11 protein-coding genes, 1 tRNA gene and 1 pseudogene are annotated in these 13030 nt (G+C 46.4%); 6 read left to right on the plus strand and 7 right to left on the minus strand.

Annotated features, from left to right (window positions below; translation table 11 throughout):
- Positions 1-113 precede the first annotated feature (113 nt).
- Positions 114-1298, minus strand: coding sequence for an aminotransferase class V-fold PLP-dependent enzyme (locus AOC28_RS10700; RefSeq protein ID WP_072583973.1), 1185 nt, complete (start codon positions 1296-1298; stop codon positions 114-116).
- A gap of 216 nt (positions 1299-1514) precedes the next feature.
- On the opposite strand from AOC28_RS10700, the gene AOC28_RS10705 reads away from it, so the two are divergent.
- Positions 1515-2201 (plus strand): GntR family transcriptional regulator, encoded by a 687-nt coding sequence (locus AOC28_RS10705; protein ID WP_072583974.1) that lies wholly within the window; start codon positions 1515-1517, stop codon positions 2199-2201.
- Entirely contained in the window at positions 2198-5275 is a 3078-nt protein-coding gene (locus AOC28_RS10710) for an FAD-binding and (Fe-S)-binding domain-containing protein (protein WP_072583975.1), read from the plus strand. The genes AOC28_RS10705 and AOC28_RS10710 overlap by 4 nt, the downstream gene beginning before the upstream one ends.
- A gap of 33 nt (positions 5276-5308) precedes the next feature.
- On the opposite strand, the gene AOC28_RS10715 is transcribed toward AOC28_RS10710, so the two are convergent.
- Genes AOC28_RS10715 through queG form a run of 3 tightly spaced genes read right to left on the minus strand, consistent with a single transcriptional unit; the run spans position 5309 to position 7572 of the window.
- Positions 5309-5668: an AzlD domain-containing protein gene (locus tag AOC28_RS10715; protein WP_072583976.1), complete on the minus strand. Its 360-nt coding sequence runs from the start codon at positions 5666-5668 to the stop codon at positions 5309-5311.
- On the minus strand, positions 5665-6450 hold the full coding sequence (locus AOC28_RS10720; protein WP_072583977.1) for an AzlC family ABC transporter permease: 786 nt from the start codon (positions 6448-6450) through the stop codon (positions 5665-5667). The genes AOC28_RS10715 and AOC28_RS10720 overlap by 4 nt, the downstream gene beginning before the upstream one ends.
- 27 nt (positions 6451-6477) lie before the next feature.
- Positions 6478-7572: a tRNA epoxyqueuosine(34) reductase QueG gene (gene queG, locus AOC28_RS10725; protein ID WP_072583978.1), complete on the minus strand. Its 1095-nt coding sequence runs from the start codon at positions 7570-7572 to the stop codon at positions 6478-6480.
- A 43-nt stretch (positions 7573-7615) separates the two neighbouring features.
- Between queG and tsaE the strand changes: the two genes are divergently transcribed.
- The 4 genes from tsaE to AOC28_RS10745 all read left to right on the plus strand — a co-directional run bounded on the left by tsaE (position 7616) and on the right by AOC28_RS10745 (position 10612).
- Positions 7616-8155, plus strand: coding sequence for a tRNA (adenosine(37)-N6)-threonylcarbamoyltransferase complex ATPase subunit type 1 TsaE (gene tsaE / locus AOC28_RS10730; RefSeq protein ID WP_072583979.1), 540 nt, complete (start codon positions 7616-7618; stop codon positions 8153-8155).
- 14 nt (positions 8156-8169) lie between these two features.
- The gene (locus AOC28_RS10735; protein ID WP_072583980.1) at positions 8170-9516 is read left to right on the plus strand and encodes an N-acetylmuramoyl-L-alanine amidase; all 1347 of its coding nucleotides are present in this window, start codon (positions 8170-8172) and stop codon (positions 9514-9516) included.
- 86 nt (positions 9517-9602) lie between these two features.
- A tRNA-Lys gene (locus tag AOC28_RS10740) sits at positions 9603-9678 on the plus strand.
- Between the two features lie 112 nt (positions 9679-9790).
- On the plus strand, positions 9791-10612 hold the full coding sequence (locus AOC28_RS10745) for a hypothetical protein (protein ID WP_072583981.1): 822 nt from the start codon (positions 9791-9793) through the stop codon (positions 10610-10612).
- Between the two features lie 27 nt (positions 10613-10639).
- Here AOC28_RS10745 and AOC28_RS10750 read toward each other — a convergent pair whose 3' ends face one another.
- The 3 genes and pseudogenes from AOC28_RS10750 to AOC28_RS11430 form a co-directional block, all read right to left on the minus strand.
- Positions 10640-11848, minus strand: a complete 1209-nt coding sequence (locus tag AOC28_RS10750) for an IS256 family transposase (RefSeq protein WP_072583982.1) — start codon at positions 11846-11848, stop codon at positions 10640-10642.
- Between the two features lie 80 nt (positions 11849-11928).
- Positions 11929-12153: pseudogene (locus AOC28_RS10755) on the minus strand (transposase); the annotation flags it as partial.
- Positions 12154-12262: 109 nt separating this feature from the next.
- On the minus strand, positions 12263-13030 hold a 768-nt coding region (locus AOC28_RS11430; protein WP_158009064.1), incomplete at its 5' end, for a hypothetical protein.

Consider the following 13030-nt stretch of genomic DNA (forward strand, 5'->3'; position numbering starts at 1 on the left):
TTATTTCATGCACTTCTATATAAGTACTTGAATTATAAGGGGTGTAGCCAGATTGAACCTGAGGAATCTGGCTCCACCCACCCTAATTTGCTCTAAGTTGCCCTAAGTACTTCTTATTTAAGGAACTCTTGGGCTGCAACGACTCCACTGGCCTTGGGTTTGTAACCCATAGAACCCAGACTCATCTCTACCCCACTGAGGGCGGCCATCAAGCTCAATTCATTGCAATCACCTAAATGGCCGATACGAAATGCCTTGCCTTTGATCTTGCCTAAACCTGTTCCCAAGGAGAGGTTGAATTTCTCCAGCGCATGTTTACGCAATACATCCGCATCCATACCTTCTGGTGTTGCAATACAAGTCAACACTGGTGAGTAGCAGTCTTTATCTTGACACTGAATTTCTAGACCCCATGCATTCACCGCTTCACGACAAGCGGCAGCTAAACGCTGGTGACGCGCAAAGATCGCATCCAATCCTTCGGCCATCATCATGTCCATAGCTTCATGCAAACCGTACATCAAATTGGTGCTGGGAGTCGTTGGCCAATATCCATTTTTATTAGACTCTAGGATTTCATCCCAAGCCCAATACGATTTATGTATTTTGTTTTTTTCACTGACTTCAATTGCACGTGGTGACAAAGCATTAAAGCCAATTCCAGGTGGCAACATCAAGCCTTTTTGTGAGCCGGAGATAGTTACGTCTGCGCCCCATTTGTCATGCTCATAATCGGCTGAACCCAAGCCAGATACACTGTCTACGAGCAATAAGGCTGGATGCTTTAAGGAATCAATTGCTTTTCTTACGGCAGCAATATTGGAGGTAACGCCAGTTGAAGTTTCGTTATGCACTACGCAAACAGCTTTGATCTCATGACCAGTATCTTTGCGCAAACGCTCTTCAATCACAGATGCATCTACTCCCCAACGCCAAGAATCTTGTCCGGCTTTACCAACCACCTCAACATCTAAACCAAGACGCTTACCAAGTGCACGCCACAAGTTTGCAAATTGACCAGTTTCATAGAACAACACTTTGTCACCAGGATTGAGAACGTTGACTAATGCACCTTCCCAAGCGCCGGTTCCGGACGCGGAATAAATAATGACCGGTTGCTCAGTTTTAAAAATCTTTTTGATGCCATCCAATACCTTGAGACCAAACGCACCAAATTCTGGACCACGGTGATCAATAGTTTGATAGCTAATGGCGCGCAGTACGCGTGGGGGCACAGGACTTGGGCCGGGGATATGTAAAAAATGGCGTCCTGATGCGTGGTTATCAAGTTTCAACATGCTTTGTCTCACTTTTAAAGTGTTTATAGGTAGTTATTTCTGCTGCTAGTGTATGACAATTTTGGGGAAATTTCCATTTTGTATACAATTTATTTGAAATAATCCTCGGAATAAAGCCTAAATTAAGCATTTAAAGGCTGTATTTATACTTTAAGATGGTTTATTCTTATTTTGTATACAAATTAATAAGCCAAGAGCTTAACTAAGGGTTGATCCATGACGGTAGTAGAACAGCCAAATTCACAAAATTTGCATGAAGCGACTTTCGAGAAGCTGAGATCCCTCTTGGTCGAGGGCAAGATTGCCCCTGGCAGTAAATTGAATGAGCGTGAATTGGCTGAAAGCCTCAACGTCTCCCGCACCCCCATTCGGGAGGCGATTCGCCGTTTGGCAGCTGAAGGTCTGGTGGAGCTGATCGCCAATCGTGGTGCAATTGCAGTGCAACTCAGCCTTGCAGATGTTTTAAATACGTTTGATGTCATTGCAGATCTCGAGGGGTTCTCAGGAGAATTGGCTGCCAACAATATTAGCGATGCCACTCTCTCTGAATTAGAAGCCCTCCAATATGAAATGATGGCCTCTTATGCACGCCGTGATTTATCGAGTTATTACAAACTCAATTTACGTATTCATCATCTGATTAATCAGGCAGCAAACAATCCTGTTTTATCAAAACTCTTTACCCAAGTCAATGCGCGCATTGAAGCATTACGCTTTCGCTCCAATCAAGATGGCGTTAAGTGGGAAAAGGCTGTGGAAGAACATCAAGAAATGCTCGATGCCCTTAAGGCACGAGATAGTGTCCGCATGAGAAAAATTATGATTCAACACGTCAGAAATAAGCGCGATGTCGTTGCTCAATTACTCCAATCAGAATCCCTGTCAGAAGCTACCAAATCATGAACAAACCCTTAGATCTTAAAGAACTCATGGTTGATCAAGCGGCTTTAGCGGCTCGTCTTCGCAAGGAGACTTCAGGGGAAGTGATGACGGATACTGCGAGTCGCGGGCGCTATGCAACAGATGCCTCGATCTATCAAGCCATGCCGGTTGCAGTCTTTGTGCCGAAAACTGCTCAAGATATTGCTAGCGCGATTCAGATAGCAGCAGAGATGGGCGTGCCTGTGCTCCCCCGTGGTGGCGGCACAAGTCAGTGCGGTCAAACTACTGGTGCAGCACTAGTGATCGATAACACCAAATACTTCAGAAATGTTTTAGATCTCAATCTGGATAAGGGTTATGTTGAAGTTGAGCCAGGCATTGTGCTGGACCATCTCAATGGCTCGCTCAAGCAACATGGTCTCTGGTATCCAGTGGATGTTTCTACTGCTGGACAAGCGACGATTGGCGGTATGGCCGGTAATAACTCTTGCGGTAGCCGCTCAATTGCTTACGGCAATATGGTGCATAACGTTTTGGGTATTGATGCCTGGTTAGCAGATGGCAGAATTGCCAACTTCAGCGATTACGCAAGTAGCACTGGGGCTGCTAAGCAGTTAGGTGACTTTGTTAAAAATCTAGCCACTACCCTCCAACCAGAAATCGAAGCGCGCTTTCCGAAGGTATTGCGACGCGTAGCTGGCTATAACCTCGATATCTTTCATCCACAGAGTGAGTTACCTTACACAAAAGATGGCAGCGTCAATCTAGCCCACCTTCTAGTTGGTAGCGAAGGCACTCTTGGGTACTTTAAGTCACTCAAACTCAAGCTAGCGCCTTTGCCGCAACATAAAGTATTGGGCATTGTGAACTTCGCTAGCTTCTACAAAGCAATGGATAGTGCTCAGCATATTGTGAAGCTTGACCCTACCGCTGTTGAGTTGGTTGATCGCACCATGATTGATTTAGCGCGTAGCAATCCCAGCTTTAAGAAAACCATTGAAACCGCCTTAATTGATCACACAGCCCAGACTCCAGAAGCCATTTTGTTGGTTGAGTTTTCTGGTGAGTCTCATGCTTCATTGCTTGAGAAGCTCAAAGCCTTACAAGAACTGATGAGTGACCTGGGCTTGCCTGGATCTGTTGTGCCGATGCCTGATGCGTCTCTGCAAAAGAACCTATGGGAAGTGCGCAAAGCAGGTCTTAATATCATGATGAGCCTCAAGGGCGACGGTAAGCCGGTGAGCTTTATTGAAGACTGTGCTGTTCCGCTAGAAAGTTTGGCCGAATATACCCAAGCTTTAACAGATGTGTTTTCTAAATATGGCTCACGTGGCACTTGGTATGCCCATGCTTCTGTGGGAACACTGCACGTGCGCCCTATTTTGGATATGCGCAGAGATGGCGCCCAGAAGATGCGTGCGGTTGCTGAAGAGGCTTCTGCTTTGGTGCGCAAATACAAAGGCGCATACAGCGGTGAACATGGCGATGGCTTATGCCGCGGCGAATGGATCTCTTGGCAGTTTGGCCCCAAGATCACTGAAGCCCTCGCAGAAATCAAATACGCTTTTGATCCCAAGGGATTATTTAATCCGGGCAAGATCATCAATCCGCCTAAGATGGATGATGCGAGCAACTTTAGATTTCCACCAAGCTATAAAGTTATCCCTTTGCAACCTGCATTAGATTGGTCTGCCTGGAACGTTCAGAACGATCCCGTCACAGAGGCAACTACCGCGCCTGGCACTGGCGGTGATCCCGCCATGGGCTTAGCTAAAGCAGTGGAGATGTGCAATAACAATGGTCACTGCCGCAAGTTTGATGCTGAAGTGATGTGCCCAAGCTATCGCGTAACGCGTGATGAGAAACACCTCACCCGCGGCAGAGCAAATACTTTGCGTCTGGCACTGTCAAATCAACTCGACATCAAAGATGAAACCTCACCGCTCGGTAGCGACGCAATTAAAGAAGTGATGGAGCTGTGTGTAAGCTGTAAAGCTTGCCGTCGTGAGTGCCCTACTGGCGTGGATATGGCCAAGATGAAGATTGAGTTCTTATCCGCCTATAAGAAACGTGTTGGTTATTCATTACGAGATCTAGCAGTTGCCTATTTGCCTAAATATGCCAACACGATTAGCGCTATTCCATTCCTGCCAACCTTACTCAACTTACGCAATCACATTAAGCCTATTGCAACACTTCAAGAGTGGGTCATGGGGATTTCTGCGCAAAGAAGTTTGCCGATTTGGAAGGGTAAAACTTTCTGGAATCAGAAAGCGGCAAACATTTATCAATACAGCCCAGAGCAATTGGCTAACAATACTGATGGCAAAGGCGTTGTTCTATTGGCAGACACCTTTAATGCCTACTTTGAAGATGAGAATCTCCAAGCTGCATTAAAAGTACTGAATGCTGCAGGCTATCGCGTGCATATTCCTCACAAGAGTCAAAGCAACGCCACCAAACAAACAAATAAAAGTGAAGGTGGCTGCTCTAAAGAGTTTTGCTGTGGCAGAACCTATCTTGCGGCTGGCATGGTCGATAAGGCCAAGGAAACTCTCGGTGAATTGGTTGATCACCTCGCGCCCTACGCAGACAAGAACATTCCGATTATTGGTTTAGAGCCTTCTTGCCTCTTCACCCTAAAGGATGAAGCCTTGGTGATGGGCTTTGGTGACAAAGCAATAAGCGTTTCTAAACAAGCGCAATTACTCGAAGAGTTTTTAACTAGCGAAGTACGAGCAGGAAAACTCAAATTGAATCTCAAAGCAGCCGATAAGTCTGTCTTGTTTCATGGTCACTGCCATCAGAAGGCATTTGCTGCGGTGACTCCTGCAATGGAATTACTCAAACTTATTCCGAATGCAGAACCTAAGCTGATTGAGTCTTCTTGCTGCGGTATGGCTGGGAGCTTTGGCTATGAAGCTGAACATATTGAAGTTTCTAAGCAAATGGCAGAAGCGAGTCTTTTGCCTAGTATTCGGAAATCGCCAGATAGTTGGGTGGTAGCTGATGGCACCAGCTGTCGCCATCAAATTGCCGATGGCACCCAAAGAGAAGTTGTGCATATCGCCAGAATTTTGGCGGCGCATCTATAAGAGCAAAAAGAGGATGGGGCGGCGTATTTTTATTTAACGAATGACGCCGTAACCCACCATCAGTAAAGTTCCCGTCAGTAAGGCAGGGACCAATCGCTTGGTGGGTTTAGAGATCATCACGCCGATAGCCAAAGCACAAATCAGCGCTCGTATCCACAAAGGTACGGTTGCCATCAGGCCAAGTGGCATCACAATCAATCGAATGGTTAAAGAAGCAACCATCGCATAGGTCACAGCAGCCAACCAGCGGAAGATCTCGCTATCTTGATTAATGCTTTGCGATAGAAATACACCAATCGCGCGACAAAAATAAGTGCCAAGACAAGCACCCACCAAGGCGATCCACAAGCCCCAGCCTGAAAGCGCGTTAGACACGGTATTTATTGCACTCATCCAATAACTCCAGTTTTCTTGCGCAAGAACTTACGATCAATAAAGTAAGCAATAGTTCCAGAGACTAGTCCTGCGGTTAATAGGCTGGTATCGCGATCTACTACAAAGAAGATGGGGCCAAAGATGCAGCCCAAGCAAATCGCAATGCGGTTAATCCAAGGCTTTACCTCAGTAAATGTCAGCAAGAAAAACAGGGGGTTAATAAAGACTAAGCCTAGGGTCACAGCGGGTGGCACCATACCTGCCAGATAAAAACCCAGAATAGTTCCCGGAATAGAAATCAACCAGCATAGCAATCCCAAGCCAACAAAATAGCTAAGGCGATGCTTCACCTCAATCGCATGAAACTCGCGCATGGAGATGGCCCATGCTGTCATCGCTAGCAGGTGCACTGAAGCATACAGACTACGATTGCGATCTTTTTGGTGGAACTGCGGAAAGAGTGTCACCGTCATCGTAATGAAGCGCGTAGATGTGAGCGTGACTGCTAAAGCAATAGCCACAACTGATGAGCCGGTAATGGCCATCTCAAGCAAGACAACCTGCCCTGGTAATGCGAACATAAAGAAGGAAGTAAAGGTCGTAAACCAAACATCAAAGCCGTTGGTTTTGCCCATTGCTCCGAAGCCCACCATACCAGCAAAGAGCACCATCGCAGGAGCGCCCGCTGCATCCCGAATACCGGACCAAAACGCATCTCTTGGACTTTTAAAGCGCTCTGCCGCAGACTCTTCTAGCGCGATTTCGCTAGGATCAATATAGGGCTGGTCTGCGGATGACATGACTTAATTGTAAACTTTGTAGGACTTCTAGGTCTTCAGGGCCCATTCAATATGCTCAGCCACTAGAGCATCGACTTGGCCAAGCGCCTCACTTAAAGCTGCGCGTATTGCTAACTTATCGCTATCTGCTACAGCAGGGCTTGCTAGCGCATTGCCCATTGCTACGGATAAATTGCGACGCCAGCGGCTATAGCCAATTCTGCGAATAGCGCTGCCTTCATGGCGTTGCTCAAACTCCGCTTCAGTCCAGGACCACAGGTGCAAAAGTGATGCCTGCCCCAAACCATGCCGTCTTGCAAAATCTGGTAACTCTGTGCGTTTGGCAAATTTATTCCAAGGACAAATCAGTTGGCAATCATCGCAACCGTAGATACGATTACCCATGGCACCTCTAAATTCAACTGGTATCGCTTCAGGATTTTCGATGGTGAGATAAGAGATGCATCTACGTGCATCTAATTGATATGGCGCAGTAATGGCTTGAGTAGGACAAATATCGATACAAGAGGTGCAGGTACCGCAATGCTCTTCAATCTCTTGATCCAATGGAAGTGGTACATCCACCAAGATCTCACCCAGAAAGAATGTCGAGCCAGATTCTCGATTGAGCAAGAGCGTGTGTTTACCGCGCCAACCTAAGCCTGCCTTGCGCGCCAGCTCTACTTCCATCAATGGTGCCGAATCCGTAAATACGCGATAACCCAACTTCCCAATCCGCTCTTCAATGAGTTGGGCAAATTCTTGCAAACGATTACGGAGTACCTTGTGATAATCACGCCCTCTGGCGTACATCGAGACCACTGCTTGAGTAGGATCTTCTAATCTTTGCCACTCGATATCGAAATCGGTTTCGGGAGGGAGATAGTTCATGGATACACAAATGACGCGCACTGTACCAGGTACCAATAGCTTAGGATTGGAGCGTAATTCGGCATGGCGTTGCATGTATTCCATATGGCCGTGACGACCCTCAGCCAGCCATTCCTGCAAACGTTCTGTTGCAGGTCCTAAATGGGTGTCGGTAATGTGTAAGCCATCAAATCCCAAGGATGCAGCCTGCTCCCCAAGCCAATCACGCAGATTGGACTCATCTAAAGGTTGAGGGCTAGTAGATAAAGGCATATGGAATACAGAATGTAGCGCAATAATTGAATAAACTAGGGGAATGGCTCAAACACAGGCAACCACGGCAATTCCGCTCACTGCAATAGATCTCTATTGTAGGCAGGAAGCCGATACCGCCTCTCTTGCTAAGCAACTGGCAGCCAGTTTTGAGCACTTTCTGACTAAGCAGCCAGGTTCACACTTAAATATCTCCCTAGAGGGTGATCTTGGTGCCGGCAAAACGACCTTTGCCAGATACCTCATTCAAGCACTGGGTCATGAGGGCAAAGTAAAAAGCCCTACCTATACATTGTGTGAACCCTATCCACTCGCTTTAAAAGATCAAGCAATCACTGTTCACCACTTTGATTTGTATCGCATGCGTGATCCCCTGGAATGGCAAGAAGCGGGATTTGCAGAGCATTTTGATGTTCCAGGTATTTGCTTAATTGAGTGGCCAGAAAAAGCAGAAGGCACTTTGCCAAATTTTGATATTCAGATTCAGCTGTCTGCTGGTGCAGATGAGAATGAGCGCAGTATTAAGCTCAATGCTTTAAGCCAATCTGGAGTAAGCGCATTACAAGGGATCCAACCGAAGTGATGCGCAAATAATAAATGAGTACCAAAAAAATCAATCTCTCTAGAAGGCAGCACCTTAAGACTTCCGCAAAGCTCTTGAGCTTTGCCCTTCTGCTTACCGAGATAGACATTGCTTGGGGTGCCAAGATCTTAGGTGTGCGTGTCTGGCCTTCCGAAGACTACACCCGCGTTACCTTGGAGTCCGATACACCATTGCCTATTACTCAGCAGATTCTGACAAATCCAGATCGCTTGGTGGTTGACGTGCAAGGATTGGAGCTCAATCCCACTCTGAAAGATCTGGTAGCCAAAGTAAAGCCAAATGATCCGTATATCTCGCAAGTTCGGGTTGGTCAGTTTCAGCCTGGAGTTGTGCGTTTGGTATTTGACTTAAAAGAACCCATCAAGCCACAGCTCTTTACGCTTGATCCCATTGGTGAGTACAACTACCGCATGGTGTTTGATCTCTACCCCACTACGCCACCAGACCCATTAATGGCTTTAGTGAGAAGTAGCGCCAAGAAAGAAAGCGCCCTGGAAAAATCCAATGAAGAAGTGGATCTGATTGCGCAGTTCGCTACCAAGAAAGAGAAAGAGCTCGCCAAAACTCCAGCCGCCCCCGTTGCACAAGCCATTCCAGACCCCAAGGAATTACCAGCGCCTGCTAAGTACAAACGTTTGATCACGATTGCAATTGATCCTGGTCACGGTGGTGAAGATCCTGGCGCCATCGGTGCAGCCGGCTCACGAGAAAAGAATGTAGTGCTTGCAATTGCTAAGAGACTCAAAGACAAGATTGAAGGCGAAGCCTATATGCGCCCTTTCTTAACAAGGGATGGCGATTACTTTGTGCCGCTGCATGTCCGAGTTCAAAAAGCACGACGTGTTGAAGCCGATTTATTTGTATCAATCCATGCGGATGCCTTTATTGAAAGAAACGCCAAGGGAGCATCCGTATTTGCACTATCCCAAATGGGAGCTAGTAGTACTGCTGCCAGATGGATGGCGAACAAAGAAAATGCTTCTGACCTTATTGGCGGCATCAATATCAAAACACAAGATCGTCAAGTTGCTAACCTACTCCTGGATATGTCGACTACGGCCCAGATCAAAGACTCACTACAAGCGGGCAACTCGATTCTGAAGCAAATTGGAGGATTTGCACCCCTACATAAGGGGAAGGTGGAGCAAGCCAGTTTTGCGGTATTGAAGGCTCCAGATATTCCCTCAATCCTGGTTGAGACGGCTTTTATTAGCAATCCGCAGGAAGAAGCGCGCCTGAACGATGATGGCTACCAAGACCGAATTGCAGAGGCCATTTTGAAGGGAATTAAGGACTATTTTTCCAAAAATCCACCAGTGGCCAGACGGATCAACTCCTAGGAACTTGTAAGTACAAGGGCTGAGGGGCAGACCCCGCAAACCCAGGGAAGGCCTACAAACTTCTTGCTATAATTTATGGCTTAACTGGGTCGGTAGCTCAGTCGGTAGAGCAGCGGACTTTTAATCCGTTGGTCGCGAGTTCGAATCTCGCCCGACCCACCAGTATATAAGGGACTACAGCAATGTAGTCCCTTTTCTTTTGGCTACACACCGCTTACACACCTATTGCCCATTTTCGCTACCCCCTGTAAGCTAAAGGCTTAGCGAGCGATAAATGAGCCTACAAAAGCCCACCACACATACCCTCATTGATAGAAAACTCATTGTTTATCAGCGTGAGCGTAGTGCTATTTGGCAATGCCGTTTTAATGTGGATGGGCGCTGGCAAAGGGCTAGTACAGGCGAAAGAGACTTGGCAGAAGCTAAAGCTAAAGCGCACGATATTTTGGTGGAAGCTAATACGCTTAAAAAACTGAATGTAGCGCCCATTACACGCAGGTTTAAGGATATTGCTAACGCTGTCATTAAAAAGCTAAAAGCTGAGATGGCTAGTGGCAACGGCAAAGCCATATACAAAGACTACATAACAGCGATAGACAAATACTTCATCCCAACATTAGGTAAGTTCGCTGTAAACAATATTGGCTACAAAGAATTAGAGCTATTAGACAAAGCACGAATTAAGAAGATGGAAAAGCAACCCACTCGTAGCACCCTTCTTAATCACAATGCCGCACTTAAGATGATTTTTGATGAAGCTATATACAAAGGTTATATGGTGGAATTAAATCGTCCCAAGCTAGTAGCTAAAGGCAAGGCAAGCGAAAGACGAGCAGAATTTACTTTAGATGAAACAAGAGCAATTAAAAGTAATTTTGAAGCGTGGATTAAAAAAGGTAGAGCTGACAGCGTAGAACTAAGAAAGCTAATGCGTGATTATGTATATGTGCTGTTAGATACAGGTGCTCGTCCAGGCAAAGAGCTATTAGAGCTTAAGTGGACACAGCTTGAATTAAAAATGTATCCCACTATTAAAAAGACTGGGATGATAGAAGCGCCCAACGAGTATGACGATAGGGGTAGCGAGACCCTGTAAATATTTCTGTGTAAGTTCACTACGGGGTTATTGGTGAACGCTAATGCGTTCTCCAAATTCTATATCAAAACGATTGAGTGCTGCCCTCCAGTTCTGGATGGGCATGGTCCACTTCTTAGAAGCTTGCAAGATTGCCAAGTAGATTACTTTAGTAGCTGCTGCATCGCTGGGAAATAACTTTCTGCGCTTGGTAGCTGACCGGATAACACTGTTTAAGGACTCAATCGCATTGGTGGTGTAAATGGCTTTGCGGATCTCAGGCGGGTAATCAAACAGGGTTCGTAGGTTCTCCCAGTGACTAGTCCAGGATTTAGCGATCTGCGGGTATTGGGTATTCCACTTGCTGCCAAACTCTTCTAGGGCTTTTTGGGCCTGCGCTTCGGTGTTAGCTTGGTAGATGCGCTTAAGATCGGCGGTGACGGCCTTGTAATCCTTCCAAGACACGTACTTCAGGCTATTGCGCACCATGTGCACGATGCACAGTTGAATCCGCGTTTGTGGAAACTCACTAGCAATCGCTTCAGGGAAGCCCTTGAGCCCATCAATGCAGGCAATCAGAATGTCCTGCACCCCTCGGTTTTTAAGCTCAGTGAGTACCGATAACCAAAACTTAGCGCCCTCGCTCTCGGAGATCCATAGACCTAACAGCTCCTTATGCCCATCCATATCAACCCCTAAGGCAAGGTAAATCGATTTATTGATGACCTGCATGTTCTCGCGGATTTTGACCACAATGCAGTCCAGATACACGATGGGGTAGATGGCGTTTAGCGGTCGCGCTTGCCACTCGGTGATTTGCTCAATCACCCTATCAGTCACCTGAGAGATGAGTGCAGCCGAAACATCGGCGTCATACATCTCCTTAAAAGCGCCTACAATCTCTCTCGTCGATAAGCCCTTGGCATAGAGCGTCAGAATCTGATCATCCATGCTGGTTAAGCGAGTTTGGTGCTTAGCAAGCAGTTGCGGTTCAAAGCTGCCATCTCGATCTCTGGGGGTATCTATGACCACTTCGCCATGGGAGCCCTTGAGGCGTTTACTAGTAATGCCATTGCGCGCATTACTACTAGGCCGATTGCGATGCTTCTCATATCCCAGATGATGGGTCAACTCCGCATTTAAAGCTGCTTCTACCGTAATCTTAACTAGCTCTTGGGAGAGTCTATTTAAGTCTTCAGGGGTCTTAAGGTCTTTAGCTAGTTCGTTGGCTAAGGCTTGTAATTTACTGCGATCCATTGCGTTGTGTTCCATGTGGCTATCCTTCTATGCAGGTTAATTGGCCGCAGGAACTTACACAAATTTATTTACAGGGTCTCAACGAGCTTCTTGAGTCGGGTATTTTCCAGTTCTAGATCTTTGTACTTACGAGCTTGATAGACCTTCATGCCGCCATAAATCTTGCGCCAACGATAGTAGCTTTGCTCTACCGTTCCCACTTCTTTACAGGCCTGGGCTAGGGTTTTGCCATTGGTGGTTAAAACATCGATTTGACGCAATAAGGTGACGATTTGCTCGGGTTTAAGACGTTGGCCTTTTGCCATATTTAGCACTCCTTTAAGGTGAAGATTATCAAAAATCCTCTCTTCTGGAGTGGTACTAAAAATCAGGTCAGTTCAGATTATTTTGAAATTACCTCTTATTTGAAGGTATTTATTTTGTAACCACGAAGATCTTATCGCTCAAGACTTTGCTACCACGAACCATAGAGATCTTGACTGCAATAGGTAAAGTGACATCAGCTAACTTCGGTATCGAGAAATTTCTATCTGTGGCATTAAAGCGGATTCCAGGAGGTAATGGAGAACCATTCTCAAGGGTTACCGCTAGAGTGGAGTTATTTGGCAGGAGCAATAACCTATAACTACCGCTGGCACCTGAATTGCTGGCTACTGAGACGTTCTCACTAGATGAATCGATCAATTCTTGGGTAGTTTGGTCTGGCACAGGAAATTTCAAGGCTCCCGATGAAGGAATAGGCAACGCATGGAGATATTCGCCAGGGCTATCGTTATCGCGAACGTAGATCATCTCGCTCTTAATCAAGTGATTTGGCTGAACTGGCGCATCAGATCTCTCCACTAAGGGTTGGGTAGATTGTTGACGAGCAATTAAAACCATATTGTTTAACTCTTGCTGAGTCTGTGACTTTAGTGCCGGTGCTTCGACTATTTCAAAAGGCGCGTCCACAAAGGTCACTAGGTAATTTGGGTTAGCTGCAGCCAAACTAGATTGATAGATTCCTCGTGTTGATCCACTACCCAATCCAGATAAGCTAAGACTATCGCCTGCTAGAACGCCCGATTGGGTGTATTGCTGCGTTTGAACTGAGCCATTTGCAGTTACAGTTCCCCCAATAGCAGTTACTGTAGCTAATGCCTTAGCCACAGGAATAGTGCCACCACCATTGCCTGTTGCAAT

The organism is Polynucleobacter sp. MWH-Adler-W8 (assembly GCF_001889925.1).
In the GTDB taxonomy this organism is placed as follows: Bacteria; Pseudomonadota; Gammaproteobacteria; order Burkholderiales; family Burkholderiaceae; genus Polynucleobacter.